We start from the raw sequence: 25450 nt of genomic DNA, 5'->3' as shown, positions 1-25450 counted from the left end.
GTGCCCTATACCTCGGCCAGATGTGCTGCGATCTCCCCATGGGTCAGACCCTTGGCCGACAGCGACAAGACCATCTCATCCACCCCCGACAGCCGGCGCTGTCGTTTGCGCACGAGCTGGGGCTCGAAGGTTCCCGCTACATCGCGTGGCACCCGCACCTCCACCGGGCCGATGTCGGTCACCACGGTCTTGGCGCGGCTGCCGTTGCGGCTGTTGCCACTGTTCCTGCCAGTTGGGTCGTGCTTGTCATAGCCGAGATGATCGGTGATCTCGCCCTCCAGGGCCGACTCCAGCACCCGCTTGGTCAGCTGCTGCAGCAGCCCGCCCTGACCGGTCAGCTGCAGACCCTCGTTCCGGGCTCGATCCACCAGCATCGAGATCAGCTGCTCATCCGTCACCAAGCGATCCAACTCGGCAAGCGGTTCCTTCATAGACGGCGACTCCACGGCGGTCTCGGACATCGAGTGTCTCTCCCATGATCATCAGATCCGCCGTTAGTTTTACAGTCCCCTGCGCCGTGTGGCCGGTCGTGGCGGAGCGGAGGTGCGCTCTACGCAGAGGCGTGGGTGCTCTCCGCGTGGATGCGGAACGTGCTCCGCGTGGATGTACGCACACGGTTGGGCTGACAGAATTGGTCATATGACAGAGGGCGTGTTGACTCCGGAGCAGATCCTTGGCGCGGCCGAGGATGTGCTCCGGAGGTATGGGCCGGCGAAGGCCACCGTGGTGGATGTTGCGCGGGCCCTGGGGGTGAGCCATGGGAGTGTTTATCGGCATTTTCCCAGCAAGGCGGCCCTCCGGGAGGCGGTGACTGAGCGCTGGTTGGATCAGGCGCACGCTTCGCTTGTCGCCGCCGTCGAGGCGGAGGGGCCGGCGGTTCCTCGGTTGGGGACCTGGTTCGCTGTGCTGTTCGCGGCGAAGCGGGCCAAGGCGTTGAAGGATCCTGAGCTGTTCGCGACGTACATGGTGCTGGTCCGTGAGTCCAGTGGGGTCATTGAACGGCACATTCAGGGGCTGGTCGGGCAGATTGAGCGGATCTTGCGTGATGGGATCGCGCGAGGAGAGGTCTCCGTGGAGGATCCTCCGGTTACCGCGCGGGCCGTTTTCGATGCCATGAACCGCTTTCACGATCCCGCCTATGCCGATGAGTGGGCACGGCCGGGGATCGAGGAGGCCTTCGATGCGGTGTGGGCGCTGATCGAGCGGGGGATCGCTCGTCGTCGCCGGTGACCGCCGCCCCGACAGTCGGGCGCCTATCGGGTTGGTTATGCCTCTCGGCGGTTGTGCCTCTTGGCGGTTGTGCCTTTCGGGGGTTGTGCTCCTGGACGCGACAGGGCGGGCCACTGACGCTGCCCACGCCCGCATACCAAGGGTGGTGCAGACGGCTGACGACTGACGGCCGACGGGCAATTGTCAGACCCGTAGCGGGCTTGAGCAGGGTGACGTAGCCGCGGTCGTCGAGCAGGATGGTGCGGACGCTGCCGCCCTTGCCGTGGATGCGGACGTGTTCGTCGTCCAGGCGCAGGTCCAGGTGTTCGACGTATAGGCCGCACACCTCCGAGGCGCGGGCGCCGCACACATAAGCGGTTTCGAACAGCACCCGATCCCGTAGCCGGTCCAGCGGTAGATCCTTGCGCGGCCGCCGCGAGCAGATCACCGCCAGCACCTTGGCCACGTCGGCGGCCGCGGCCGGGCGGGGAAGCCTCTTGGGCACCTTGACGGTGTCGATGCGGTCCATCGGGTTGGCGGCCAGGAGGTCGTGGCGGACCCTCCACTTGGCGAAGGAGGCGACGGCGGCGCGCTTGCGCTTGCGGCTGGCCGGCGACAGCTCGGCGAGTTCGGCCAGGAACGCGCGAACCGGCGCGGCGGTCAGCTCACCTGAGTTCTTCGCCGTGGTGGGCGGCGAAGGCGATCAGGTCGCCGCGGTAGGCGCGCCGGGTGTGCGCGGAGGCGCCGGCGTTGGCCAGGTCGGTGAGGAACTCGTCCAGGTGCCGGGCGAGCGGGTGAGCGCGGCCGAACTGCTCGACGATGGCCGGATCCACCGTGCCGACCTCGCTATTCGCAGGGTTGCCAGATAGCCGGAAACAAAGCCTGCGCGCCGAGCGACGGCCGCCCAGCTCACGCTACCCGGTGATCGCTATCTTGCCAGATAACGCTGATTATCCCGCAACACGCGCGGTCGTGCGCGTCTTTGGTGTGGGAGTACCGCCGGTCATGTGTGGGAAGGGCACCGGACCCTGCCCTGGAGCGTGGCAGACGCCGTCTCACGTGGGACGGGCCGGCGCCACCGAAGGTGGAGAAACGCGCTCGACGCCCCGATCAGCCCCTCTTGGGGAAGGCGGCGCGCAGTGCGGAGCCGCGGGTGATGAACGCGACCCGGATGAGGGGCAGCATGCAGACGACCTGCATCACGGCGTACCATAGCGGACAAATCCCCGGGATCAGGTCGACGCCGATGATCGCGATCGGCATGATGACGGCGAGAGCATTCACGCGCTCGAAGGCCCGTCGAGATCCCCGGGAAGCGGAGACCGTCATCCAGTAGATCAGCACGGCCACCACCGGCAGCAGGATCGCCCGGACCCACATGAACGTGTTCACCATATGGCCGCTGCTCGATACCACGATGACTGCCAAGAGGGCGATGGCGCTGAGTGCGCCGTACACCTTGATGCTGTTCTTCGCCGTGCCGAAGGCCCTTTGGGTGCGGGGGGTGTTGAGGAGTGCCGCCTCGGTCGTGGTGTGTGTGTTGGATTCCATGCTTAGCGACGCTACGAAGCGGTTGGTCGAGGCGGTATCGGTCCAGGCACACGGGTGGGTGGGGCCAGACCCACTCCTTGGCCGGTCCGGGCAGTAGCGTGCTCGGCGCGGTGCACAGTAGAAGCATCGAATGGAGAGGCGAAGGAAGAGGCATGCGGCAGTTGGGTACCTGGGCGAGGCGCATCGGCGTGGGGTTCGTGCGGTCGTGCGTCGTGGCGGTCGTCACCATGCTGGCCCCGGCCGTGTGGGCCGTGGCCGTGGCGTGGGCCATCTGGTGGGGTGCGGGGAACCCATGGTCGTGGCTGGGGCCGTTCGTGCTGGTGTGCGTGGGCACCCTCGGGCTGTCCCGACCGGTCTGCCGGCTGGTCCGTTCGCTGGTGGCGAGGTGGACGGGCACCTTCATCCCCGCCGGCTACCGGGAGGCCGGGCCGGTGGTGCGGATGTCCACCGGGTACTGGTGGAACGGCTTCTCCTACGAGCGCAGCCGGCGTGACGCCGTCCTGGATCAGAAATGGCGGGTGCGGTGGAAGGATCCCGCCGTCTGGCGCGACGTGCGGTTCACCGGGATCGTGCCGTTCGCCGCGGGCGTGGTAGCGGCCGTTCCGCCGGCCGGGGTGGTCGCGGCGGTCCTCGGGCTCGGCCAGCCGGGGCTCACCGCGCGCCTGGCCGGAGTGTTCGGCTTGGTCGTGGCCATCGCCACAGCCCCGTACGCCTGGCGGCTGCTCGTACCAGTCGCCGTCCGCTTCCTGCGCCCGTCGCGCGCGATGGCGATGACCGAGCGGGTGGAGGAACTGACCGCCCAGCGCGCGGACGCGACGGTCGCGCAGGCCGCCGAGATCCGCCGGATCGAACGGGACCTGCACGACGGGGCGCAGGCCCGCCTGGTCGCACTCGGACTCGCGTTGGCGACCGCCGAGAAACTCATGGAGACCAACCCCGACCAGGCGAAGGCGCTGATGCGGGAAGCACGGGGCGGTGCCGCCGCCTCGCTGGCCGAGCTTCGCGAACTGGTCAAGGGGATCAGCCCCCCGGTGCTGAACGAGCGGGGGCTCGTCGACGCCGTCCGCGCCCTGGCCCTGGACGTCCCCCTCGACGTGGCCGTCAGCGCCGACGCCGGCCTGCGCCTGGACCCCGTGATCGAGGCAGCCGTCTACTTCGGCGTCGCCGAGCTGCTGACCAACGCGGTCAAACACGCCCAGCCGTCCCGGGCGCGGATCTCCCTCGCACAGGACGACGCCGATCTCATCGTCGAGGTCGAGGACGATGGGCGGGGCGGGGCCAATGTGCGCGCCGACGGCGGACTCGCCGGTCTGCGCCACCGCCTCGCGGTCTTCGACGGCACCCTGGAGATCAGCAGCCCGCCGGGCGGCCCGACCCGTGTGAGAATGGCACTGCCATGCGACTCGTTGTAGCCGAAGACCTCTACCTCCTGCGCGAGGGGATGGTCCGCCTGATCCAGGCGTACGGGCACGAAGTGGTGGCCACAGCGGCCACGGGCCCCGAGACGCTGGAGGCGCTACGGAGATGGCGCCCGGACGTCTCCGTCATCGACGTTCGCATGCCGCCGAACCAGTCCGACGAGGGCCTGCGCGCGGCCCTGGCTGCCCGTGCCGAGATGCCTGGGCTGCCGGTCCTCATCCTCTCTCAGCACGTGGAGCAGCTGTACGCCCGGGAGCTCCTGGCCGACGGATCCGGCGGCGTCGGCTACCTGCTGAAGGACAGCGTGTTCGACGCCGACCAGTTCATCGGCGCCCTGGAGCGCGTCGCGGACGGCGGGACCGCCATGGACCCGGCCGTCATCGCCAAGCTGTTGTCCAGCAGTTCCCCAAGCCGCGGGCTCGAGCGGCTCACCGAACGCGAGCACGCCGTTCTGGCTCTCATGGCCGAGGGACTGTCCAACCAGGCCATCGGCCGCCGCCTTTTCCTCAGCGACAGCGCCATCAGCAAGTACACCACCTCCATGTTCGGCAAGCTCGGCATCGTCGACGACGAAGACACCAACCGCCGCGTCCGCGCCGTCCTGGCCTACCTGAACAAGCCCTAGCTTGATCGGTCGCCTGGCACGTTCACCTGACCTCATGCCCGCCGAGCATGGCCTCCGTCCACGACCCCCGCCCTCGCTGTCGTCGGCATCCAGGCCGTCACGGTGGGCTGATTCTGGGCCACCCGCCGCCCGGCCAGGCGGCGGCGAACTCGGAACGCCGACGCTTTCCCGACGATGAGCGAGGCGGTGGCCTCCCCGAACTTCAGCGACCCGCCCATCCGCAGCAGATCAGGTCCTCGTTCCACCGGTCGGCCGGCAGCGGCCCGGCGTGCGGGTAGAGCGCGCTGGTCGCCGCCGGGGTATCAACCCGGAGCATGGCGATCCTGCCCAGGTCCCGCATCCTGGGGGTGAGGACCTTGCCGACCAGATCGAACAACCCGAAGTTGACCAGCGTAGCGCCGTGGGTATCGGTCGCGTGCTCGTGGATCGGCAGATCGGTGGCGTTGCCGAGCATCTCATCCAGAGTGCAATGACCCTCGCGGGTAGTGGGCACGATCTGCTTCGTGCCGTACGGCGACCACTGGTCGGAGACATGGGTGTAGGTCGACAGGACCCGGCCGCCGTGGACGGTCATCTCCCGGGCCGTCAAGCTCTTGCCGCGGACAGGGAAGCGCTGCCCGTCCGAGGACGACATGGTGCCGCCGCCGAACTTCCCGGCCAGCTCCAGCTTGTAGTGGTGGTTGACCAGGACCGTGTTCGCCTCGCGCAGCGTCTCCTCCCGCACCTACCACTCCTGAGTCCAGGCGAGGGTGTCGTAGGACACCCCGCACGCCTCCGGCATGCGGGTCAGCCCCAGGTTGGTGGCCCCGGCGATCAGGACGGCCAGGATGTTGCGCTTCTGCTCATCGCCCGGTCCAGCAGGAACCGTTCCAGCTCCTTCAGCGTCTCGTCCCTGGCCGGAACCGGTTTCCAGTCCAGGTACCTCCGCACCAGCTTCAGATGATCACTGCGGGTCTGCGCCCGCCGCCCGTACTGCTCCAGCATCCCCGCATAGACCGCCAGCTGGTTCGCCAGCCGAGGCACGGCCGCCCGCGGCACCGCCCAGATGTCATCGGGCACGAAACCCAGCCACGGTAACGTACACAGCTGGACGGCCAGCCCCAACCACGCCGCGGGCCCGCGGGCCCGCGGCCACCGCCACGGTCCAGGTTGTCGATGAAGCCCAGATCCTTCCGCGTCAGCGTGAAGAACCGGATCAGTTCCTCCCGGCCGATGTCCGGATACGACCGCAGCCGCTCCATCTGCTCATCAGAGAAGAACTGGGTCGCCAACCCCATCAATCTCCACGGAAGCACTACAACCAGTACGAACTGTAGCGGCAAAGATCGTCAACCGTCCCAGGAAGGCGAATACCAGCAGGTCAGAGATGAGTTCGTTGGATTATCCGCGATTGCTACCGGGATCCCGTGCCGTGTCACGTACGTCGGCGCTCCGTCCCGGAACCGCGCCGGTCAGGACCCGTTCAGCAGGCCCCACTGCTCGCTGTTATAGGTAGGAAACGACAGGCTGTTGTCGCGGATGTTGCCGAGCTTCGCGTCGTATGCGAGGAACGATCGATTCTGGTAGAGGGGCAAGATCGAGTAGTCCGATGAGACGATCTTGTCCGCCTCCTGCAGCTTCTTCGTCGCCTCTTCGGCGCTGGTCGCCGACAGGGCGGCGTCGAGGAGCTTGTCGACCTTGAGGTTGCGGTAGTTGCCCAGGTTGAAGCGGCAGAAGTTCACCCCTTCCTCACAGCTCAGGAAGTACGGGATGTTGCTGGTCGCGGTGAACGGCGACTGCGACACCGTGCCGACCGTCATCGCCCAGTTCCCCTCCTGTACGGCGTCGACCGTGTTGGACACCGCGGCCACCTGCACCTCGATCCCCAGCGGCGCGACCGCGGCCTTGACCAGCTGGGCTTCAGAGGCGCGCAGCTGGTCGCCTGCCTGGACGGCGAAGCGCAGCGCGGGCACGGGCTTGCCGTCGGGCGCCACCAGCTTGGCACCGATCCCGGTATACCCGGCATCGCCCAGCGTCTTCTTCGCCTTCTCGGGGTCGCCGATGCCGTACTCGAACTCGCTCACCACGTCGGCGTAACCGGGCGCGCCGCTCAGGAACATCTGGCTCAGCCGGGGCTCCGCCGTACTGTCGAACTGGCCGATCGTCTTGGCGATCAGGTCCTTCACGCTCACCGCCTGGAAGATCGCCTTGCGCAGGGCGAGGTCTTTCAGGGCCGGGGCGTTGTGGTTCAGCCAGATCTGGTGCACGGAGGCGCTCGGCGACACCTGGTAACGGACCGCGGGCAGGTCGTCGACCTGCTGGACGATGTCGACCTGCGGGTTCGGGTAGATCACGTCGACCTCCTCGTTGGCGAGCGAGGTCGGTTGCTGGGAAACGTCCGTGATGAGGCGGAAGATGAGCTTGTCGAGGTTCTGTGGCTTGCCGTACCACTTCTCGTTGCGGACCATCACCACCGAGCCGTCCGCCGTGAACTCCTCGATCCTGAACGGCCCCGCCGAGAACTTCGGGACCGACTTGGCGAAGCCCTCGTTGAAGCTCTTCTCCAGGCCCGCGGCGGTGTCGGTCGGCCCGTAGGTCTTCGCGACGTGCGCGGGCAGGATCGGCGAGAACAGCGCCTTCCAGTCCACGTACGGCCGGTCGAAAACGACGGTGACGGTACGGCCCTGCCCGGAGCCCTTGACGGACTTGATCCGGTCGTAGCCGGCGTTGTTGGCCGCCTGGCATTTCGGGCAGGTGCGGGGGTCGAGGGCCCGCCAGGTGTACACGAAGTCGTCGGCCGAGATCGGGGTGCCGTCGGACCAGACGGCCTTCGGGTCGATCGTGTACGTGATCGTCTGCGGCGCGTCGGCGGTCTTCTCCGCGCTGGTCACGAGTGTGGCGTTCTGGGTGACCGAGCCGTCGGGCTGGATGGAGAACGCGTTCGGCAGCAGCACGCTGGAGATGTCGATCACGGAGTACGTGGCGCCGCCGGCGTTGAGCACGTTCCAGTTCGAGATCGGATACGTGATCGTGTAGGTCACGGTGCCGCCGGTGCCGACGGTCGCGGTGTTCACCGTGTTCACCTCGCCGGTGACGCGGCCGTCGCCGGACGTCGCCGTCTTCGCGCCGCCTCCGCCTCCGCCCGCGCAGGCGGTGAGCAGGAGCGCCAGGGCGCCGGCCGTCAAGGCCATCGGATATGTGCGGCGCAAAGCCATGTTCGGCTCCAAACAGGGGGTGAGTTGGATCAGTGACGCTCGCCGCGCACCTGGGCGACGGCTTCCGCGGCCGCCCAGCCGATCAGCGTGTCGAGGTGTGGGGCGTTCGGGGTGGGGTCGGCGGCACGGGTGAAGACGCCGACGGCGTACCTGCCGCCGTCGCGGAACTCGAGCACGCCGGCCTCGTTACGGATCAACGGCAGGGTGCCGGTCTTGCCGCTGATCACCACGTCGTCCCCCGGGAAGCCGCTGCTCAGGCGGTGCGGCCAGATCTGGGCGCCCATCCAGCCGCGTACCAGGGCGCAGGCGTCCGGCACGGCCGCCTCCTCACGCCAGATGCCGGCCAGCAGGCGGGTGATCTCCTCGGGCGTCGTGCGGCAGGTCCGCGCCGGGTCCAGCGCGCGCAACGACCGCAGTCGCTCCAGCGGCACCTCGCTCAGCTCGCGTTCGTCGTCGCCGTAGGCGGTGCCGAGGTCCTGCGCCACACTGGCCAGAATCTCCGCGCAGTTCTGCGGTACGGCGGTGCCCCCGAGACCGAGCTCCGCCAGAAGAGCTGCCACCCGGTCCTTGCCTACCCGATCGAGGACCAGGTCGGTGGCCACGTTGTCGCTGATGACCATCATGAGCTGGGCCAGGTCGCGGTAGGAGGCGACGACGTGGTCACGGTGCGCGGCCAGGCCGTACGGCGACGGCACCCTGCCCTCGTCCGGGACGGTGACCCGCTGGGTGAGGTCGATCTCGCCGGCCGCCGCCTGGCGGGCCAGTTCGAGGGCCACCGGCACCTTGAAGACCGAGGCGGTGACCACCGGGGTGTTCTCGCCGACGCCCACCGACTTCCCGGTGTCGAGGTCACGCGCGTGCAGCCAGATCTCGGCGCCGAGCCCGGCCGCGTGCTCGCGGATCTCCTCGGGTGTGGCCGCCCTGACCGCACCCGGCCTCCGCACGCCACTCCCCCGCGATCGCAGGCGATCATCCGCCGATCGCACAGGAGCGTCCGCCGACCACACGAGCGTGTCCGATCGCTCGGGGGCATCCTCCGATCGCTCGGGAGCGTCTGAGCGCTCGGAAGCGTCCGATCGCGGGTGGTCGCCGCACGCGTGTGGGTGGCCGGCAAACGCTCGCCCGTCCACGTCCGAACACAGGCACTCGCCCGGCGAACGCGAGTGAGCGTCCGACAGCGGGTGCTCGCCGGATGAGCGCGGTTGGTCGCCGGATGGGCGCAGGTGGTCGCCGGATGATCGTGAGTGATCGCCGCCGGGCGAGCGCAGGTGGTCGCCGGGCGAGCGTGGGTGATCGCCGCCGGATGCGCGCAGGTGGTCGACGGGCGATCGCAGGGGGTCGCCGCCGGATGCGCGAAGGTGGTCGACGGCCAGGCGGCCGAGGGTTCCGACGCAGGCGTCGGCGGCGGGCTGGCGGTAGCGGTGGTCCTCGGTTCTGATGAACACCGCGACCGCGAACCGCCCGCCATCGGCCTCCACCACCCCGGCCTCGTTACGCCAGAACGGCAGCGTCCCGGTCTTGGCGCTCACCCGCGTCCCCGGCTCGGTGAACCCGGCCCGCAGCCGATGCGGCCACGCCTGCAGGCCCAGGATGCGCCGCATCTCGGCACACTCCGCGGCCCCGGCCGCCTCGTCCTTCCAGATGGCCGTGAGCAACCGGGTGACCTCGCGCGGCGTACCGGAGTGCTGGGTGCGCTCGGGATCGACCGCCCGCGCGGCGCGCAAGGCGTCGGGACCCGCGCCTTCCGGCACGTCCTGGTACATCGTCTGGTAAAGGTCGTCGCAGGTGCCGTCGACCCTGGTCCTGGTCAGGCCCAGCTCGCGCAGCGTCGCGTTGATCGCGTCGATGCCCAGCAGGTTGACGAGGATGTCGGTGGCCGCGTTGTCGCTGACGCTCATCATCCAGTACGCCAGGTCACGCAGCGAGAGCTCGATCGGGTCGGCCATGACGGACAACCCGGTGGGCCCGGCCGAACGTCCCTCGGCGGGGACGTCGAGCCGCGCGTCAGGAGACAGCCGCCCGTCCCCGAACCGGCGGAACAACTCCACCAGCACCGGAATCTTGAAGACGCTGGCCAGCGCGACCAGCCCGTACTCGCCGTACCCGGCCTCCGCGCCGCTGTCGAGATCGACGGCGTGCACCCAGGCCCGTGCGCCGATCGGCCCGAGAACCTGCTCGACCTGCTCTTTCACGACGACCTCCCCCTCCTCAGCGCCCGTCCGGGCAACCGCCCGGTGGGCGCGCCGTCGGCGAACGCGGTCTGGCCGTTGACGACCACGTGCCGCATCCCCCGCGCGTACTGGTGCGCGGACTCGTAGGTGGCCAGGTCGCCGACGGTCTCGGGGTCGAAGACGACGATGTCGGCGTAGGCGCCGACGGCGAGGCGGCCACGGTCACGCAGGCCCAGGTTGGTGGCGGGCAGGCTGGTCATCCGCCGCACCGCCTCGCCGAGGGTCAGCAGCCCCTGCTCGCGCACGTACCGGCCGAGGATCCGGGCGAACGTCCCGTAGGCCCGCGGATGCGTGGGCGCGTCGGTGTAGGGGGGCTCCGCTGCGAAGGTCTCGGCGTCGGACCCGACGGAGACCCACGGGTTGCGCAGGGCGGTCCGCAGCACGTCCTCGTCCATCATGAAGTACATGGCGTGCAGCCCCGGCTCCTCCTCGACCAGCTGCAGCAGCGTCTCGACGGGGTCGGCGCCCCGGTCGCGCGCCGCCTGCCCGAGGCTGAGGCCGCGGTAACCGGCGGCGGGCCCCTTCGGGTCGGGCAGCAGCATGACGCCGTCCGCGCCGCCCGAGGCCAGGTAGATGTTCTCCCAGCGCTCCGACGGCGTGCGCACCCCTTCGCGGATGCGGGCCCGCTCGGCCGGGTCGGCCAGCCGGGCCGCGAGCGCCTCGTGACCTCCCTCGTGGAAGTGCGGCGGGATCGAGGCGGCGAGGTTGGTCTGCCCGGCGAGGTAGGGGTAGATGTCCGCGGTCACCACCTGCCCGGCGGCGCGGGCTGCCTCGACGCGTTCGACGGCGCGTGCCATCTTCGGCCAGTTGTCGCGTCCGGCTGCCTTGAGGTGGTAGATCTCCGCCCGCACCCCGGCCCGGCGGCCGATCTCGATCAGCTCGTCGACCGCGTCGAGGAAGTGGTCGCCCTCGCTGCGCATGTGCGAGATGTACATGCCGTCGTGGCGGGCGACGACCTCGCACAGCGCGACCAGCTCGTCGGTCGGGGCGAAGCAGCCGGGCGGGTAGATGAGCGCCGATCCCAGGCCCAGGGCTCCGTCGGCCATCTCCTCGTCGAGGACGCCGCGTACATGGGAGAGCTCGGCGGCGGTCATCGGCCGGTCGTCCGTGCCCGCGCCGATCATGCGCAGGTTGTGCGCGCCGACGAAGCTGACGACGTTCTGGACCACGCCCTTGCGCTCCAGGTGCGCCAGGAACTCCGACAGCCGGTCCCACTCCAACGACCCGAAGCTCGCGTCGAGCTCGGCCCTGATCGCGGGGGTGAGCGGCCCGATCGACAGTCCTTCGCCGAAGACCTGCGTCGTGACGCCCTGGTAGAGGTCGGACAGGCCACGGCCGTCCTTCTCCAGGGTGAAGTACGCGTGGCTGAGCACGTTCACGAAACCGGGGGCGACCACCAGCCCGGTGGCGTCCAGCACGGGCACGTCGTGGCCGCCCGCCGAGGGGCCGACGGCGACGATCCGATCGCCTTCGACCAGGACGTCCGCGACCCTCCCAGGGCCACCGCCGCCGTCATGAACCGTGCCACCGCGAATCACCAGAGAAGCCGACATGCGGGCATCCTGCGACGTCACGCCCACCGAATGTTCATCGAATCCGATGAAGTGGCGCAGATCTTACGTCGCATCCGACGAAGTACGGGCGAGTCGGAACGACTGCACTGGGTGACCAAACCTCAGCCACAGAGAGCCGGTGACCCCTATCGTGCTCACCTTCACCTTCCGCCGCCTCCTGATCTCCATCCCGGTGATCGTGGCGTCGACGTTCGTCGTGTTCCTGCTCGTGACGATGTCCGGTGATCCGCTCGCCAGTCTCAAGGGCCGCAACCCGCCGCCGTCCCCGCAGGTCATCGCGGTCGAGGCGCATCGCCTGTATCTGGACCAGCCGGTGCTGCAGCGCTACTGGACCTGGATGACCGGCGTGCTGCGCGGGGACTTCGGCCCTTCGGTGCGTACCAACCTGGACATCGGCCACGAGATCGCCGCCCGGTTCGGCGTCACGCTGCGTCTCATCGCGGTGGCCGTCGTCCTGGCCCTGCTGCTGGCCGTGGTCGTCGGCGTGCTCAGCGCGGTGAAGCAGTACTCGGGCGTCGACTACGGCTTCACCTTCGCCGCGTTCCTGTTCCTGTCGATGCCGTCGTTCTGGTTCGCGGTGCTGCTCAAGCAGGGCGGGATCTCGCTCAACCAGCTCGTCGGCGATCAGGTGGTGTACACGATCGGGGAGAAGTCGGTGGTCGTGGACGGCGGCGCCTGGGCCCAGCTGACCGACGCGGCGGGCCACATGGTGCTGCCGACGGTCTCGCTGGCGCTGATCTCGTTCGGCGCGTGGAGCCGGTTCCAGCGCGCCTCGATGCTCGACGTGCTCAACAGCGACTACGTGCTGTTCGCACGGGCCAAGGGACTGACACGGCGGCGGGTGGTCGTACGGCACGCGCTGCGCACCGCGCTCATCCCCATGACCACGGTGACCGCGCTCGACTTCGCCTCCCTGATCTCCGGCGCCGTCATCACCGAGACGGTCTTCCAGTGGCGCGGGCTCGGCGACTTCCTCGTCACCTCGATCAACCAGCGCGACGCCTACGCGGTGCTCGCGTGGCTGCTCGTGGTGGCCGTGGCGGTCATCGTGTTCAACCTCGTCGCCGACCTCCTGTACGCCCTCCTCGACCCCAGGATCCGCTATGAGTGACGACACGCGCATCCGCCGGCGCAGCCAGCGCGAGCTGGTGCTGCGCCGCTTCCTCAGGCACAAGGCGGCGGTGGCCAGCCTGGTGCTGTTCGCCGCCGTCGTCCTGCTGGCCTTCGCCGGCGGCGCGCTGTGGCGCTACGACTACGCCGACATCACCTCGGCCGTGTCGGTCCCGCCCTCCCTGGAGCACCCGTTCGGCACCGACAACCTCGGCCACGACACCTTCGCCCAGGTGCTGCGCGGCACCCAGCGCTCGATCGAGATCGCCCTGCTCATCGCGCTGCTCGCCGGGCTGGTGGGCACCCTGTGGGGAGCCTTCTCCGGCTACTACCGCGGCATCACCGACAGCGTGATGATGCGCATCGCCGACCTGGTCCTGACGCTGCCGCTGCTGGCGGTCGCCGCGGTCCTGACCCGCGGCACGTCGGGCTCGTGGTGGTTCGTCGCCCTCGTCATCGCCTCCCTGCAGTGGGCCTACGTCTCCCGTGTGGTGCGCGGCGTCGTCCTGTCGCTGCGCGAGAAGGAGTACGTCGAGGCCAGCCGCGCGCTCGGCGCCACCGACCGGTGGATCATCTTCCGGCACCTGATCCCCAACGCGCTCGGGCCGATCATCGTCAACGTGACGATCCTCGTGGCCGCCGCCATCCTGGTCGAGACCGCGCTGTCGTTCCTCGGCCTCGGCGTCCAGCCGCCCGACACCTCGCTCGGCCTGCTCGTCAGCGAGGCCGACACGGCGGTCAGCACCCGGCCCTGGCTGTTCTACTTCCCCGGCGCGTTCATCGTGGTGATCGCCCTGACCATCAACTTCATCGGGGACGGGCTGCGCGACGCCTTCGACCCGACGCAGCGGAAGGTGCGCACATGAGCGAGCCCGAGATCGTGCTGGAGGTCGAGGACCTCACCGTGTCGTTCCCGACCGAGGACGGCCTGGTCAGGGCGGTCCGCGGGGTCAGCTACGAGCTGCGGCGAGGCGAGGTGCTCGGCATCGTCGGCGAGTCCGGCTCGGGCAAGTCGGTCACCTCGATGGCGGTGATGGGCCTGCTGCCGGGCTCGGCGAAGGTCGGCGGCTCGGTCCGCTTCCGCGGCCAGGAGCTGGTCGGGGCGCCGGACAAGGAGCTGCGGGCCATCCGCGGCGGTCGCATCGCGATGGTCTTCCAGGACCCGATGACCTCGCTCAACCCCGTCCACCCGGTGGGCGACCAGATCGCCGAGGCGGTCAGGGCGCACCATGACGTCAGCGCCGCCGCGGCCCGCGAGCGCGCGGTCGAGCTGCTGGCGATGATGCAGATCCCCCGGCCGAGGGAACGCGCCCGCGACTACCCGCACGAGTTCTCCGGCGGCATGCGCCAGCGCGTCGTCATCGCCACCGCGATGGCGAACGACCCCGACGTCATCATCGCCGACGAACCCACCACCGCGCTCGACGTCACCGTCCAGGCGCAGGTGCTGCGGGCGCTGGAGACCGCGCGGGCGGCCACCGGGGCCGCCATGGTGCTGATCACCCACGATCTCGGCGTCGTCGCCGGCACCGCCGACCGGGTCCTGGTCATGTACGCGGGCCGGCCGGTGGAACTCGGGCACGTGGATGCCATCTACTACGAGCCGCGCATGCCGTACACGCTGGGACTGATCGGGAGCCTGCCCCGGCTGGACGACGCCCGCAGGGGCGAGCGGCTGGTCCCGATCACCGGCTCGCCGCCGTCGCTGCTGGACCTGCCGCCCGGGTGCCCGTTCGGGCCGCGCTGCCCGATGCGGCAGGACAGGTGCCACGCCGCCGAGCCGGAACTGCTCGCCACCGGCCCCGGCCACCTGGCCGCCTGCCACTTCTCGGCCGACCTGGAAGGCCGCCGCCCCGAGGACGTCTTCGCCCTGACCTCGGCAGACCACGAGGGAGGTGCGGCATGAGCGGGTCACCGCTGCTGTCGGTGCAGGATCTGGTCAAGCACTATCCGGTACGCGGCAAGGGCCTGATCCCGCGTACCACGGGACAGGTGCACGCCGTCTGCGGCGTCTCCTTCGACCTGCACCGGGGCGAGACCCTCGGCCTGGTCGGCGAGTCGGGCTGCGGCAAGTCGACCACCGGCCGGGCCGTGCTCAGGCTGCAGCCGCCCACCTCGGGGACGGTGCTGTTCGACGGCAGGGACCTCGCGGCGGCCGGCGCCGCGGAGATGCGCCGGCTGCGCCAGCGGATGCAGATCGTGTTCCAGGACCCGTACGCCTCCCTCGACCCGCGGATGACCGTCAGCGACGCCATCGCCGAGCCGCTGCGCATCCACGACACCTACCGCCAGGAGGGCCACGAGCGGGTACGCGAGCTCCTGGCCACCGTCGGGCTCAACCCCGAGCACGGCAACCGGTATCCGCACGAGTTCTCCGGCGGCCAGCGCCAGCGCGTCGGCATCGCCAGGGCGCTGGCGATGCGGCCCGAGCTGATCGTGCTGGACGAGCCGGTGTCGGCGCTCGACGTGTCGATTCAGGCCGGCGTGGTGAACCTGCTCCAGGACCTGCAGGAGCAGCTGGGCCTGGCCTACCTGTTCGTGGCGCACGACCTGTCGGTGGTCCGGCACATCGCGCACCGGGTCGCGGTCATGTACCTCGGCCGGGTCGTGGAGATCGGCGACAGGGACGAGCTGTTCGACCGGCCCGCCCACCCCTACACCCAGGCGCTCATCTCGGCCATCCCGCTGCCCGATCCGCGGCTCGAACGTGCCAGGGCGCGCGAGCGGATCGTCATCGGCGGCGACGTGCCCAACCCGGTCAGCCCGCCAAGTGGCTGCCGGTTCCGCACCCGCTGCCCGAAGTTCACCCAGCTCACCGAGGGCGAGCGGGAGATCTGCGTCGAACAGGCGCCCGAGCTGGTCGACCGCGGCCACGGCCATCCGGCCGCCTGCCACTACGCGGAGGTGGCCGCGGTCGTCTGACGCCCTACCGCCACGGCTCGCCGTGCTCGTCCCCGGGACGGCGGCGCCGGGCGGGCGGCGGCGGGGGCGGGTCGTCGCGGCGGGAGGAGGAGTGCGACTCCCCCATGATCTGGATGACGACCCACACCACCGCCACCGGGACCCCGACGATGAAAAGGGAGATCTTCCAGCCGCCCGGCACCACGATCGCCACGATGAGGGCCACGACGAGCAGCGCGAACGCCCCCACGAGGCCGAGACCGAGCTTCTTCCACAGCGACATAAAACCTCCAGGAAACAGCTGGAACGCGACAAAGTATCCCCGACTTGGCGATCTACCGCATCACCCGCCAAACCCCGGGGTAGCGGGGCAGAGACGCGTGTGCGAGGGTGGCGAACATGGTGATCCCGGGGCCGGCGCCGTCCGCGGCGGGCGACAACCTCGACGACATCGCCGCCGCCGGTGGCCTGCACACCTTCCAGCTGGCTCTGCACCGCGACTACGGCGACGTGGCCGCGTTCCGGATGCCCGGCTCGCGGCTCGTGTCCGTCGCCGATCCCCTGCTGCTGGAACGGGTGGCGCGGGTCGACAAGCGGCCGGAGAAGCTGTTCGAGTTCCTCGCCCCGCTCTTCGAGACGGGCAACCTGCAGGTGATGCCGTCCGAGGAACACGTGCCGTGGCGCAAGCTCGTGCTCTCCGCGCTGGCCGGGCGCAAGTCGCACGAGGCGCACTACCCCTCCTTCGCCCGCATGACCGCCGGCATGGCCGACCGCTGGGCGGCCGCGGACGGGCCGGTGGCGCTGCAGAAGGAGCTCAGCGAACTGTCCCTGCGCATGGTCTGCCAGTACGCGCTGGGCATGGAGATGGACGAGGGCGAACTGCCCCGGCGGGTGGTGGGCGCCTTCGAAGAGGTCCTGTCGGAGTATCTGGGCAAGCTGTACGGCACGCCGTACCAGGAGGGCAGGGCGCGGGAAGGCCTGGCGTTCCTGCGTGACGCGGTCGACCAGGTGCTCGCCGGACGGCGCCCGCCGGACCGGCCCGACCTGATCACGCTGATGGCCGAGGCCGGCGAGCGACCGGCGCGGGTGCGCGACACCGTGCTGTCGATGATGCTGGCCGCCCACCACACCACCGGCGTGGCGATCTCCTGGACCCTCTACCTGCTGGCCGCGCACCCGGAGGTGACCGAGCGGATCCGCTCGGAACTGGCGGGGGTGCCGGACGTGCCCGGGTTCGCCGACCTGAGCCGGCTGCGGGTGCTGGAGATGGCACTGAAGGAGTCGATGCGGCGCTACCCGCCCGGCCCGTATGGCGCCCGCGAGACCACCGAGCACCTCACGCTGGGCGGCTACGACCTGCCGGCCGGGACGAACGTGTTCGTGCCGATCTGGGCGGTGCACATGAACCCGCGCGTCTGGACGGATCCGGAGCGGTTCGACCCCGACCGGTTCACACCCGAGCGGATGCCGGAGCGGCCGAGGCTGGCCTACATCCCGTTCGGCTTCGGCCCGCGCGCCTGCGAAGGGGCGTCGCTGGCCATGCTGGAGGCGCGGCTGGTGCTGGCCGTCCTGCTCAAACGCTTCACCTTCCGCCCGGTCGAAGGGCATCCGGTGGTACCGGTGGAGCGCTTCGTGCTGTGGGCCGAGCACGACATCGAGATGACGGTGCTGCCGGCGCCGTCCTGACCGGTTCTTTCGGGCTGCTTACGTCAGGCCCGCGGCTCTCCTCCGGAGGGGTCCGGGCGCTCATGATACGAGCGACACAGCCCCGAAAAATCGGAGTGAATCAACATGTTCCGCCTCACCGCCGCCGCCGGATTCCTGTGCGCGGTCGTCCTCGCCTTCAACACCGCCCGCCGCGCCGGAGTCCTGCCGGAGACGGCGCTCACCCACGCGATCGCGCCCCTTGCTCCGCTGGCCGGCCTGTTCGCGATCACCGGCTGCTACTTCCTCATCTCCCGTACGGCCGGCCGCCTCGGCCTGATCGGCTTCACGCTCAACGCCGCGGGCCTGGCCGGCGCCTTCGCCGTCGAGTACACCCTGCACTTCGTCTTCCCCGCCCTCGGCCGCAGCACGGTCGCCACCCTGGTCGCCGGGGGCACCGGCCGGGCGTTCCTGGTGACGTCCCTGGTGCTGATGGCCGGCGTCCTCACCTTCGCCGCGGCCGCCATCAGGGCGGGCGGCCTGCCCACCGGCGCCATCGTCCTCTACGCGGCGGGCATGATCCCGGGCTCGCTCAGGAACGTCGTCCCCGAACCCCTCTACCTGCTGGGCCTGCTGGTCGCCGCCGCCGGAGTGGCCTGGCTGGCCCTGGGCCTGTGGCGGGCGGAACCCGCGCGCGCGACCCTGGCACAAGCCTGACTCAGAGCGCCGCCCGGATCGCCGTCTGGGCGGCCTCACGCAGCTGGGCATGGACCAGGGCGTTGGACTCGCGCTCCGAACGCACCTCGACCACCCGCAGCCCCTCCCCGCGCAACGCCTTGCCCAGCTCCGAGATGTCACTGACCAGCGTGTACGGCGTCCCCGTGGCCGCCGCCACATACCCGAGATCGACCCCGTGCGGAGTACCGAAGACCCGCTCGAACGGATCGCGCACCGCCGCCTGCGGCAGCAGCGAGAAGATCCCGCCGCCGTCGTTGTTCACCACGACGAAGCACAGGTCGGGCCGGGGCTCACGGGGCCCGAGGATCAGCCCGTTCTGGTCGTGCAGGAACGACAGGTCTCCCAGCAGCGCGAACGACGGCCCGTTGTGCCCGAGCGCCGCCCCCATCGCGGTCGAGACCAGCCCGTCGATCCCCGAGGCGCCCCGGCTGCTCAGCACCCGGATCCCGCGCCGGGGCCGCATGGCCTGGTCGAGGTCCCTGATCGGCATCGAGGAGCCGCTGAACAACAGCGCCCCGTTCGGCAGCGCGTCCACCAGATCACGGGCCAGGCGCGGCTCGCTGAGCCCGGAGGCGTCGAGAAGCTCGTCGATCGCGGCGCGGGCGGCCAGGTCGGCGCCGCGCCAGGAGTGCAGCCACGTGTCGTCGCCGGAGGCGACCGGGATCTCCACCGCCTGCGCGACCTGCGTGGCCGAGCGGGTCGGATCGGGCCAGCGGGCCAGGTCGGGCGCGACGACGATGTGCTCCTGCGCCCGCTTCAGCCACGTCAGCAGCGGGCGCGACAGGCCGGGACGACCCAGCGTCACGACCACGTCGGGCTGGTGGGCGTCGGCGAACTCGGGCGTGCCGAGCAGGAAGTGGTAGGTGGAGATCGCGTGGTCGCCGTAGCGGCCGCCACCGTTGGGCTCCGACAGCACCGGCCAGCCGGCCATGCCCGCGGCGGCGATGTAGCGGCGCACGTTGGCCGCGCCGTCGCCGACGACCAGGACGCCCCGGCGGGTGGGCGGGATGTGCAGCGCCACGGGCGGCGGGGCGACGCGGGCGCGCACCCACGGGCCGTTGACGTCGCCGTCGAGCGACTCGCACCAGCTCGTGTCGCCGTCGGGGATGAGCGGCTCGCGGAAGGAGAGGTTGAGGTGGACCGGTCCGGGATCGGCCGGTCCGAGGGTGCGCTGGTAGGCGCGGCAGGCCAGCGAGCGCCAGTACGCCACCTGGCCGGGGCGCTCCTCCGGCACCCCCACCTCGGCGAACCAGCGGACGGCGGAGCCGTACAGCTTGATCTGGTCGATGGTCTGGTTGGCGCCGGTGCCGCGCAGTTCGGGCGGCCGGTCGGCGGTCAGCACCAGCAGGGGTACGCCCGATTCGCCCGCCTCGATGACGGCGGGGTGGAAGTTGGCGGCGGCGGTCCCCGACGAGCAGAGCAGGGCGACCGGCCGTTCCGAACGCTTGGCCAGGCCGAGAGCGAGGAAGGAGGCCGAGCGCTCGTCGATGCGCACGTGCAGGCGGACCCGGGACTCGGCGTGCAGGGCGAGCGCGAGGGGGGCGGAGCGGGAGCCGGGCGCGAGCACGACGTCGGTGAGTCCGCAGCGCACCAGCTCGTCGACCAGCACGGAGGCCAGCGCGGTGGCGGGGTTCACGGGGCAGCCTCCTGCATCCGGCGAAGCCACGAGGGGGATTCGATCTCAAATTCCGACAAATACGAAAAATCCACGTTCGGGCGGCGGACCACTATCTGTCCGTCTACCGGCATGAGGGAGTCTTTCACGACATCTCCCGAAAGGAGGGTCATGGTGCCCAGACCGCACGCATAGGGCAGCTCGGGCAGAGCGGCGGCCAGCGCCAGGCCCGCGGCCAGGCCCACGGAACTCTCGACCGCGCTGGAGACGACCGCGGGCAGCCCGCACGCCTCCACCACGCGCAGCGCGTCGCGCACGCCGCCGAGCGGCTGGACCTTCACCACCGCGATATCGGCCGCCTCCGCCGCGCGCACCCGCAACGGATCCTCCGCCTTGCGGATCGACTCGTCGGCGGCGATCGGCACGTCACACCTGCGGCGCACCTGGGCCAGCTCATCGAGGGTGGCACAGGGCTGCTCGGCGTACTCCAGGTCGAAACGGCCGAGATCCCTCAACCGGCGCACCGCCTCATCCACGCTCCAGGCGCCGTTGGCGTCCACGCGCAACCTTCCCGAGGGGCCGAGCGCGTCGCGCACCGCCTCCACCCGGGCCAGGTCCTCGGCGAAGCTCTGGCCGCGCTCGGCGACCTTCACCTTGGCGGTGGCGCAGCCGGCCCGCCGTACGAGCTGGAAGGCTTTGTCCGGCGGCACGGCGGGGATCGTCGAGTTGACCGGGACGGCGGCGCGCACGGGCGCGGGCCAGCCCTCGTCGGCGGCCTCGCGGGCGCAGGCCAGCCAGCGCGAGCACTCGCGCGGACCGTACTCGGGGAAGGGCGAGAACTCGCCCCAGCCGGCGGGCCCGTGGATGAGCACGCCTTCCCTGACGGTCTGCCCGCGAAAACGCTCGCGCATGGGGATCCGGAAGACGACGGGAGAACGCTCCACGACCCTCCCCGCACTCATATCCGAACTGTCGCCACTAACCTTACGAGCATGGTGAGCAAACCGTTGCACGCCCTCGCGCTGCCACCCGGTCCGCGGCTGTTCGCGGCGATTCGCGATGCTCTGACCGGCGACGGTCCCGCCGTGCTCCCCCTGCCGCCCGCCGACGCCGGCGCCACGCTGACGGCCCTGCGCCCCACCCATCTCGACGGGGTACGGCAGGCCGGCGGAGAAGGCGTGCCCGAGGACGTCGCGGTCGTGATCGCGACCAGCGGCAGCACCGGCGTGCCGAAGGGCGTCATGCTCACCGGGCGGGCGCTGCGCTCCTCCGCCGAGGCGTCGCTGCGCCACCTGAAGGCCGCCAAGGGCGAGCGCTGGCTGTGCTGCCTGCCCCCCTCGCACGTGTCAGGACTGCAGGTGCTGGTCAGGTCGGTGCTGACCGGCAGCGAGCCGGTCATCCACGACGGCTTCTTCCCCGAGGCGGTGCTGGGCTCGGGCGCCGAGCACGTGTCGCTGGTGCCGACCCAGCTGCACCGGCTGGTGGAACGGGGTGCGGACCTGTCGGTGTTCCGCTCGATCCTGCTCGGCGGCGCGGCGCCCCGGCCGGGCCTGCTGCGGGAGGCCCGGGCGCTCGGTGCGCGGATCGTCACGACGTACGGGATGAGCGAGACCAGCGGCGGCTGCGTGTACGACGGCCGGCCCCTTTACAATGTAGATCTCAAGATCGGGGCGGACGGCCGGGTGCGGATCGCCGGTCCCGTCCTGTTCTCCGGCTACCGCTTCGGCGCGGCGCCGTTCGAGGACGGCTGGTTCGTCACCTCCGACCTCGGCGAGCTGAACGGCGGGCGGCTGCGCGTGCTCGGCCGGGCCGACGACGTCATCAACACCGGCGGCGAGAAGGTCGTGGCCGGGGTCGTGGCCGCCGTGCTCGGCGAGCATCCCGAGATCGCCGACGTGGCGGTCGTCGGCGGCCCCGACCCGGAGTGGGGCGAGCGCGTGGTCGCGGTCGTGGTCCCCGCCGACCCCGCGCGCCCGCCCACGCTGGACCAGCTCCGCGCCTACGCCAAAGACCGGCTGCCGGCCTACGCCGCCCCGCGCGAGCTGCGGCTTCTCCCCCGGTTGCCGCTACTGCCGAACGGTAAAACCGACCTCGCCCTGTTGCGGACCGGAACCTGACGCGGCCGGGCTGCGTCATAGGTGGCGAGAGAAAGAGGGAGCGCTTCATGAACCAGACCCGCAAGATGTGGGCGTCCGCGGCGGCCGTCGGCGTGATCCTCGTCGGTGGCGCCACAGTCGCGGCAGCCGCCTCGGCGGGCCGGGTCGACCAAGCCCGGGGAGAGACCCGGGCGGAGGTCGGGAAGACCACGCCCGCGCCCACCCCGACCGACCGCGTCGTGGTCTCCCAGGACATCAACCCCGACCCCTCCAAGGTCCTGGAGCACTGGACCGAGCAGCGCATGGAGGGCGCGGAGCCGATGCCGATGCCCGAGGTCGAGCTCAAGCCCGGGGAGTTCGAACTGGCGGAGTGAATTCCCGCAGGGTGTGGGGTGGATCGCATTCTCCGCGGTCCGCCCTTTTTTGCCGGGTCCGGGAACAAATGGCGGCGAATGACGTTATTGATACTGGTGCGTCGAGCGGCCACACCGCCCCACCACAAACTGCCTGATCGCTTCGACTCCGTATGGAGGAGGTGTCCTCATGCCCAGAACCGCCGTGGCGGCCCCGCCCGCGACCCTCGACCAGCTCCTTGACCGAGGGCGAGCTCAGGGTCACCTTTCTCTTTCGGAACTGCGCGACGCGTTCGCGCTGGCCGGCATCAGCCCCGCCGAGGGCCGTTCCATCCTGCGCGAGCTGACCGAGGCCGGGGTGAGCCTGGCCGCGGAGAACGAGCCCGCCCTGACCAAGAAGGCCCCGGCCGCGAAGAAGACCACCGCCAAGAAGACGTCCGCCGCCGGCAAGACGTCCGCTGCCAAGAAGAGCGCCGCGCCGAAGGCGTCCGGGAAGTCCGAGGCCGCCTCTTCGGAGGACGAGCCCGACGAGCCGGCGATGTCCGACGAGGACGCCGAGCTGGAGCAGGAACCGCTCGACCTCGACGACAACCAGTCCGTCATGGGCGACTCCGTGCACACCTACCTCAAGTCGATCGGCCGCCGCACGCTGCTGACCGCCGCCCAGGAGGTGGAACTGGCCAGGCGCATCGAGGCCGGGCTGTACGCCGAGTACAAGCTCGACTGCGACCAGAACTGCTCGGCCGCGGTGCGCGCGGACCTGGAGCTGGTCATCGAGGACGGCAGGCAGGCCAAGGACCACATGCTGGAGGCCAACCTGCGCCTGGTGGTGTCGGTGGCCAAGAAGTACACCGACCGCGGCATGTCGCTGCTGGACGTCGTCCAGGAGGGCAACCTCGGGCTGATCCGGGCCGTGGAGAAGTTCGACTACACCAAGGGCTTCAAGTTCTCCACCTACGCCATGTGGTGGATCAGGCAGGCCATCCAGCGCGGCTTCGCCGACTCCGCCCGCACGATCCGGCTGCCGGTCCACGTGCTGGAGATGCTGTCGAAGCTGTCGCGGATCGAGCGCGACATGCACCAGCGCCTCGGCCGCGAGCCCACGCCGGAGGAACTGGCCGTCGAGCTCGACAAGACGCCCGACCAGATCGAGGAACTGCTGCGCACCAGCCGCCAGCCCATCTCGCTCAACGCCACGATCGGCGAGGACGGCGAGACCACGATCGGCGACCTCATCGAGGACGTCGACTCGCCCGAGGCGTCCGAGATCGTCGACCGCCAGCTGCTGGGCGACCAGCTCCGTGGCGTGCTCGACAACCTCTCGCCGCGTGAGTCCAAGATCATGGCGTTGCGGTTCGGCCTGGTGGACGGCAAGCCGCACACCCTGGACGAGATCGGCAAGCACCTCGGCCTGACCCGCGAGCGGATCCGCCAGCTGGAGAAGGAGTCGCTGTCCAAGCTCCGCCACCCCAGCAACACGCGCCCGCTCCTGGACTGGGCCAGCTGACCCACCCCGGAAAGGCCCGGCACCCCGCACGGTGCCGGGCCTTCCCTTTTTCCGGTACGGCAAGCCGCCCCCACCCGGCGCTCCTCACCATCCAGAAGCCCTGACCAGACCCCCGCGGCCGATCGCCCAGGCGAGCAGCCTGACCAGATCCGGCCCAGCACCCCACGGCCGACCGCCCTGGCCGGCACCTTGGCGGCCGCCGGCCCACCGGGTCTCGCCCGCTCCCGCGGCAGCGGCAGCGGCTGGGGCGGGCCCGCGGTCCGGGCAGGCCCGGGACCGGGTTGGCGGGTCCGGGCGGGGCCCGATGCGAAGCCGGGCCCAAGGCGAAACCGGGCCGGGGCCGGGGCCAGGCCGGGCCGGGGGCGGGGGCCGGGGGGGTTCATGATGGGTTGAGGGGGGTTGGGTTGTTGGGGTGATACCAGGGAAGATGTCTACGTTCCGTAGTGTGATACTTACGGTATGACCGTCTTTGCCGGAGGCAAGATCGAGGCATTTGTCGGGCCCACCGAACTGGGCGCGGCCGACAACCTCGAACAGGTGATCATCGACTTCATCGGCGGCGCCAAGCGGTTCCTCGACATCGCCGTCCAAGAGCTCGACTCCGAGCCCATCGCCCAGGCCATCCTCGACGCCCGCTTCCGCGGCGTGGACGTCCGCATGGTCTTGGAGCAGGACTACCTGATCTCCGCCAAGCTCCCGAACATCGCCCCCAAGGCCGGGGAGGACGAGGCCGCCGCCCGCCTTCGCGTGCAGTGGGGCCAGGAGAGCGGCGCCAAGAGCCTGGAACCCAACCGGAAGATCCTCGCCGCGCTGCTGCGCTGCAACGTCGACGTCAAGGCCGACTACAACCCGGCGATCTTCCACCAGAAGTTCATCATCCGCGACTTCCGCGAACGCGCCCTGCCCAGTTCCGCGATCCTGTCCGGCTCGGCGAACTTCACCGGCACCGACTGCCACCGCAACCTCAACCACATCGTGATCTTCAACGATGCCCGGGTCTGCCGCGAGTACACCACCGAGTTCGCCCAGATGCGCGCCGGCCAGTTCGGCCGCGGCGCCCACGGCAAGGTGCCCATGGCGTTCAACCTCAACGGCGTGCCGGTCAAGATCCTGTTCGCGCCCGACCACGCGCCCGAGCTGGAGATCATGAAGCAGATGCTCAAGGCGTCCAAGCGGGTCGACTTCGCGATCTTCACCTTCTCCGGCTCCTCGGGCATCGACGACGCCATGATCGCGCTGGCCGCGGCCAAGCGGACCGTCACCGGCGTCATGGACCCGGGCCAGGGCGCCCAGGCCTGGGCCGCCACCCACGACCTCGACCGCGCCCGCATCGAGCTGTACTTCCCCAAGCGCACCGCCGCCTTCGGCAAGCTGCACCACAAGCTCATGGTCATCGACGAGGCCGTCGTCATCGCGGGGTCCTTCAACTACACCGCGCCGGCCAACAACTACAACGACGAGAACATCTTCGTCCTCGGCAGCCCCTACCCGGAACTGCCCAAACGTGAGGGAGGCCCGGTCGACCCCGCCGCCTGCGCGGAGCTGGCCCGCTTCTTCCGCACCGAGATCGAGCGCATCGAGGCCGCCGGAGAACGCTTCATCGGCAAACCCTGAGCGCGATCTGTCGGAGGCCGCTGCTATAGATGGCGCACCACTGTCAAGATCCCTCGCGGACGGGAACCA

General features: G+C 70.3%; 20 protein-coding genes and 4 pseudogenes. 12 read left to right on the top strand and 12 right to left on the bottom strand.

The genetic code is table 11. The annotated features are described in order from the left end of the window. Positions 1 to 8: 8 nt before the first annotated feature. Positions 9 to 374: pseudogene (locus ACIBI5_RS51570) on the bottom strand (transposase); the annotation flags it as partial. Positions 375 to 639: 265 nt separating this feature from the next. Between ACIBI5_RS51570 and ACIBI5_RS51565 the strand changes: the two are divergent. Further along, complete coding sequence (locus ACIBI5_RS51565) at positions 640 to 1230, top strand: TetR family transcriptional regulator (protein ID WP_397258748.1); 591 nt, start codon at positions 640 to 642, stop codon at positions 1228 to 1230. A gap of 262 nt (positions 1231 to 1492) precedes the next feature. Here the strand turns inward: ACIBI5_RS51565 and ACIBI5_RS51560 are convergent. The 3 genes and pseudogenes from ACIBI5_RS51560 to ACIBI5_RS51550 form a co-directional block, all read right to left on the bottom strand. After that, positions 1493 to 1738, bottom strand: a pseudogene (locus ACIBI5_RS51560) (recombinase); the annotation flags it as partial. A 136-nt stretch (positions 1739 to 1874) separates the two neighbouring features. Beyond that, positions 1875 to 2042, bottom strand: a complete 168-nt coding sequence (locus ACIBI5_RS51555) for a site-specific integrase (protein ID WP_397258746.1) — start codon at positions 2040 to 2042, stop codon at positions 1875 to 1877. Between the two features lie 277 nt (positions 2043 to 2319). Next, a complete protein-coding gene (locus ACIBI5_RS51550) occupies positions 2320 to 2760 on the bottom strand; it encodes a hypothetical protein (RefSeq protein WP_397258744.1) in 441 nt (146 codons plus the stop codon). A 152-nt stretch (positions 2761 to 2912) separates the two neighbouring features. On the opposite strand from ACIBI5_RS51550, the gene ACIBI5_RS51545 reads away from it, so the two are divergent. Together ACIBI5_RS51545 and ACIBI5_RS51540 are read left to right on the top strand one after the other, a co-directional pair. Next, positions 2913 to 4172, top strand: coding sequence for a sensor histidine kinase (locus ACIBI5_RS51545; protein WP_397258742.1), 1260 nt, complete (start codon positions 2913 to 2915; stop codon positions 4170 to 4172). Beyond that, complete coding sequence (locus tag ACIBI5_RS51540; protein WP_397104862.1) at positions 4157 to 4804, top strand: response regulator; 648 nt, start codon at positions 4157 to 4159, stop codon at positions 4802 to 4804. The genes ACIBI5_RS51545 and ACIBI5_RS51540 overlap by 16 nt, the downstream gene beginning before the upstream one ends. Before the next feature lie 202 nt (positions 4805 to 5006). Here the strand turns inward: ACIBI5_RS51540 and ACIBI5_RS51535 are convergent. From ACIBI5_RS51535 to ACIBI5_RS51515, 5 genes and pseudogenes are all read right to left on the bottom strand, one after another. Continuing rightward, positions 5007 to 5594, bottom strand: a pseudogene (locus tag ACIBI5_RS51535) (Tn3 family transposase). Positions 5595 to 5617: 23 nt separating this feature from the next. Next, positions 5618 to 5908 carry a DUF4158 domain-containing protein gene (locus ACIBI5_RS51530; protein ID WP_397258740.1) on the bottom strand — a complete coding sequence of 97 codons (291 nt, stop codon included), beginning with the start codon at positions 5906 to 5908 and terminating at the stop codon, positions 5618 to 5620. A 347-nt stretch (positions 5909 to 6255) separates the two neighbouring features. Then, positions 6256 to 7998: an ABC transporter family substrate-binding protein gene (locus ACIBI5_RS51525; RefSeq protein ID WP_397258738.1), complete on the bottom strand. Its 1743-nt coding sequence runs from the start codon at positions 7996 to 7998 to the stop codon at positions 6256 to 6258. A gap of 29 nt (positions 7999 to 8027) precedes the next feature. Then, positions 8028 to 10190, bottom strand: coding sequence for a serine hydrolase (locus ACIBI5_RS51520; protein ID WP_397258736.1), 2163 nt, complete (start codon positions 10188 to 10190; stop codon positions 8028 to 8030). Next, the gene (locus ACIBI5_RS51515) at positions 10187 to 11782 is read right to left on the bottom strand and encodes an amidohydrolase family protein (protein WP_397258734.1); all 1596 of its coding nucleotides are present in this window, start codon (positions 11780 to 11782) and stop codon (positions 10187 to 10189) included. The genes ACIBI5_RS51520 and ACIBI5_RS51515 overlap by 4 nt, the downstream gene beginning before the upstream one ends. A gap of 151 nt (positions 11783 to 11933) precedes the next feature. Between ACIBI5_RS51515 and ACIBI5_RS51510 the strand changes: the two genes are divergently transcribed. The 3 genes and pseudogenes from ACIBI5_RS51510 to ACIBI5_RS51500 all read left to right on the top strand — a co-directional run bounded on the left by ACIBI5_RS51510 (position 11934) and on the right by ACIBI5_RS51500 (position 15835). Next, positions 11934 to 12914 carry an ABC transporter permease gene (locus tag ACIBI5_RS51510; protein WP_397258752.1) on the top strand — a complete coding sequence of 327 codons (981 nt, stop codon included), beginning with the start codon at positions 11934 to 11936 and terminating at the stop codon, positions 12912 to 12914. Continuing rightward, complete coding sequence (locus ACIBI5_RS51505; RefSeq protein ID WP_397258732.1) at positions 12907 to 13779, top strand: ABC transporter permease; 873 nt, start codon at positions 12907 to 12909, stop codon at positions 13777 to 13779. Before ACIBI5_RS51510 ends, ACIBI5_RS51505 begins: the two co-directional genes overlap by 8 nt. Then, a pseudogene (locus tag ACIBI5_RS51500) lies at positions 13776 to 15835 on the top strand (dipeptide ABC transporter ATP-binding protein). The gene ACIBI5_RS51505 and the pseudogene ACIBI5_RS51500 overlap by 4 nt, the downstream one beginning before the upstream one ends. Positions 15836 to 15839: 4 nt before the next feature. On the opposite strand, the gene ACIBI5_RS51495 reads toward ACIBI5_RS51500, so the two are convergent. Next, on the bottom strand, positions 15840 to 16097 hold the full coding sequence (locus ACIBI5_RS51495) for a hypothetical protein (RefSeq protein ID WP_397258731.1): 258 nt from the start codon (positions 16095 to 16097) through the stop codon (positions 15840 to 15842). Positions 16098 to 16213: 116 nt separating this feature from the next. Here ACIBI5_RS51495 and ACIBI5_RS51490 point away from each other — a divergent pair, with 116 nt between their 5' ends. After that, entirely contained in the window at positions 16214 to 17500 is a 1287-nt protein-coding gene (locus tag ACIBI5_RS51490) for a cytochrome P450 (protein WP_397258729.1), read from the top strand. A 105-nt stretch (positions 17501 to 17605) separates the two neighbouring features. Then, complete coding sequence (locus ACIBI5_RS51485; protein ID WP_397258727.1) at positions 17606 to 18175, top strand: hypothetical protein; 570 nt, start codon at positions 17606 to 17608, stop codon at positions 18173 to 18175. A gap of 1 nt (position 18176) precedes the next feature. Here ACIBI5_RS51485 and menD read toward each other — a convergent pair whose 3' ends face one another. Together menD and ACIBI5_RS51475 are read right to left on the bottom strand one after the other, a co-directional pair. After that, positions 18177 to 19832 carry a 2-succinyl-5-enolpyruvyl-6-hydroxy-3-cyclohexene-1-carboxylic-acid synthase gene (gene menD / locus ACIBI5_RS51480; protein WP_397258725.1) on the bottom strand — a complete coding sequence of 552 codons (1656 nt, stop codon included), beginning with the start codon at positions 19830 to 19832 and terminating at the stop codon, positions 18177 to 18179. After that, complete coding sequence (locus tag ACIBI5_RS51475) at positions 19829 to 20773, bottom strand: o-succinylbenzoate synthase (RefSeq protein ID WP_397258723.1); 945 nt, start codon at positions 20771 to 20773, stop codon at positions 19829 to 19831. Before ACIBI5_RS51475 ends, menD begins: the two co-directional genes overlap by 4 nt. A gap of 30 nt (positions 20774 to 20803) precedes the next feature. Between ACIBI5_RS51475 and ACIBI5_RS51470 the strand changes: the two genes are divergently transcribed. The 4 genes from ACIBI5_RS51470 (at position 20804) to ACIBI5_RS51455 (ending at position 25381) form a co-directional block, all read left to right on the top strand. Beyond that, positions 20804 to 21928: an AMP-binding protein gene (locus tag ACIBI5_RS51470; protein WP_397258721.1), complete on the top strand. Its 1125-nt coding sequence runs from the start codon at positions 20804 to 20806 to the stop codon at positions 21926 to 21928. 47 nt (positions 21929 to 21975) lie between these two features. After that, positions 21976 to 22281, top strand: coding sequence for a hypothetical protein (locus ACIBI5_RS51465; RefSeq protein ID WP_397258719.1), 306 nt, complete (start codon positions 21976 to 21978; stop codon positions 22279 to 22281). 169 nt (positions 22282 to 22450) lie between these two features. Next, positions 22451 to 23767, top strand: coding sequence for a sigma-70 family RNA polymerase sigma factor (locus tag ACIBI5_RS51460; RefSeq protein WP_397258717.1), 1317 nt, complete (start codon positions 22451 to 22453; stop codon positions 23765 to 23767). A gap of 459 nt (positions 23768 to 24226) precedes the next feature. Next, the gene (locus tag ACIBI5_RS51455) at positions 24227 to 25381 is read left to right on the top strand and encodes a phosphatidylserine/phosphatidylglycerophosphate/cardiolipin synthase family protein (RefSeq protein WP_397258715.1); all 1155 of its coding nucleotides are present in this window, start codon (positions 24227 to 24229) and stop codon (positions 25379 to 25381) included. Positions 25382 to 25450 lie beyond the last annotated feature (69 nt).

Source organism: Nonomuraea sp. NPDC050540, from assembly GCF_044457485.1.
Classification (GTDB): domain Bacteria; phylum Actinomycetota; class Actinomycetes; order Streptosporangiales; family Streptosporangiaceae; genus Nonomuraea.
The sequence above is the reverse complement of the archived record's forward strand: the minus strand, read 5'-3'. Positions and strand labels throughout refer to the sequence as shown.

Bases quoted from the DNA above. Each gene is read 5' to 3' on its own strand.
- ACIBI5_RS51565 (WP_397258748.1), top strand. From the start codon at position 640: ATGACAGAGGGCGTGTTGACTCCGGAGCAGATCCTTGGCGCGGCCGAG.
- ACIBI5_RS51550 (WP_397258744.1), bottom strand. From the start codon at position 2,760: ATGGAATCCAACACACACACCACGACCGAGGCGGCACTCCTCAACACC.
- ACIBI5_RS51545 (WP_397258742.1), top strand. From the start codon at position 2,913: ATGCGGCAGTTGGGTACCTGGGCGAGGCGCATCGGCGTGGGGTTCGTG.
- ACIBI5_RS51540 (WP_397104862.1), top strand. From the start codon at position 4,157: ATGCGACTCGTTGTAGCCGAAGACCTCTACCTCCTGCGCGAGGGGATG.
- ACIBI5_RS51525 (WP_397258738.1), bottom strand. From the start codon at position 7,998: ATGGCTTTGCGCCGCACATATCCGATGGCCTTGACGGCCGGCGCCCTG.
- ACIBI5_RS51515 (WP_397258734.1), bottom strand. From the start codon at position 11,782: ATGTCGGCTTCTCTGGTGATTCGCGGTGGCACGGTTCATGACGGCGGC.
- ACIBI5_RS51505 (WP_397258732.1), top strand. From the start codon at position 12,907: ATGAGTGACGACACGCGCATCCGCCGGCGCAGCCAGCGCGAGCTGGTG.
- ACIBI5_RS51495 (WP_397258731.1), bottom strand. From the start codon at position 16,097: ATGTCGCTGTGGAAGAAGCTCGGTCTCGGCCTCGTGGGGGCGTTCGCG.
- ACIBI5_RS51490 (WP_397258729.1), top strand. From the start codon at position 16,214: ATGGTGATCCCGGGGCCGGCGCCGTCCGCGGCGGGCGACAACCTCGAC.
- ACIBI5_RS51485 (WP_397258727.1), top strand. From the start codon at position 17,606: ATGTTCCGCCTCACCGCCGCCGCCGGATTCCTGTGCGCGGTCGTCCTC.
- ACIBI5_RS51475 (WP_397258723.1), bottom strand. From the start codon at position 20,773: ATGAGTGCGGGGAGGGTCGTGGAGCGTTCTCCCGTCGTCTTCCGGATC.
- ACIBI5_RS51470 (WP_397258721.1), top strand. From the start codon at position 20,804: ATGGTGAGCAAACCGTTGCACGCCCTCGCGCTGCCACCCGGTCCGCGG.
- ACIBI5_RS51465 (WP_397258719.1), top strand. From the start codon at position 21,976: ATGAACCAGACCCGCAAGATGTGGGCGTCCGCGGCGGCCGTCGGCGTG.
- ACIBI5_RS51460 (WP_397258717.1), top strand. From the start codon at position 22,451: ATGCCCAGAACCGCCGTGGCGGCCCCGCCCGCGACCCTCGACCAGCTC.
- ACIBI5_RS51455 (WP_397258715.1), top strand. From the start codon at position 24,227: ATGACCGTCTTTGCCGGAGGCAAGATCGAGGCATTTGTCGGGCCCACC.